At 61.2% G+C, this 1151-nt stretch carries 1 pseudogene; it reads right to left on the reverse strand.

Annotated features, from left to right (window positions below):
- Positions 1-1151: pseudogene (locus ACYVBJ_RS28290) on the reverse strand (hypothetical protein); the annotation flags it as partial.

Below are 1151 nucleotides of genomic sequence, written 5' to 3' on the forward strand. Positions count from 1 at the left end.
CACCACGGTATCGCTCACCACCGTGCTGGTCGTAGCCGCCGTGCAGCCGTTGGCTCCCGTCACCGTCACCGAGTAGGCACCGGCCGTGTTGACCACAATGCTTGAAGTGGTTTCGCCCGTGCTCCACAGGTACGTAACGTTGTCCTGATCAACAGTTGCCGTGATGGTAGCCGTGGGCTGGGCGCAGGTCAGGGTGTTGCTCACACTGGCCGTCAGGACAGGGGCAACCGTGTCACTGACCACCGTGGTGGTGGTCGTAGCCGTAGCTCCATTAGCACTCGTCACAGTCACCGAGTAGGGGCCGGCTACACTCACCGAAATCGAAGCGGTCGTCTCACCCGTGCTCCACAAGTACGTAACACCCGGTGTGGTGTTAGTATTAATCGTAGCCGTCAGTTGGGTACAGGTCAGGGTGTTGCTCACACTGGCCGTGACCATTGGTGGAGCCGTGTCACTGACGACCTCCGTCGTGGTTGTAGCCGTACAGCCATTGGCTGAAGTGACCGTTACCGAGTAGGTACCAGCTACACTTACCGAGATGGTTGGGGTGGTCTGACCCGTGCTCCACAGGTAGGTAGCGCCTGGGCTAGCCGTGGTGCTGATGGTCGCCGTGGGCTGAACCACTGTCAGGGTGTTGCTCACCGAAGCCGTTACTTGCGGCACGACCGTATCGCTCACCACCGTGCTGGTAGTGGCAACTGTACAGCCGTTAGCGTTGGTCACCGTTACCGAGTACGGACCGGCCGCACTCACCGAGATGCTGGCCGTGGTCTCACCCGTGCTCCACTGGTAAGTCACCCCTGGACCAGCCGTGGTGCTGATGGTAGCGGTTGGCTGCCCACAAGTTAAGGTGTTGCTCACGCTGGCGGTCACCACCGGTACTGCTGTATCACTAGCCACTACCGAGATCACTGAAGCCGTAGCCCCGTTCTGAGCTGTCACCGTCACCGAGTAGGTACCCGCCACGCTCACCGAGATGCTTGGCGTGGTCGCTCCGTTGCTCCACTGGTAGGTCACCCCTGGACTAGCCGTCGTACTGAGGGTGGCCGTCAGGGCTGTGCAGCTTAGGTCATTGCTCACACTGGCCGTGACGGTGGGCAGCGCCGTGTCACTGACCACCGTGGTGGTGGTCGCTGCCGTACAGCCGTTGG

The sequence above is a fragment of the Spirosoma fluminis genome (genome assembly GCF_054778895.1).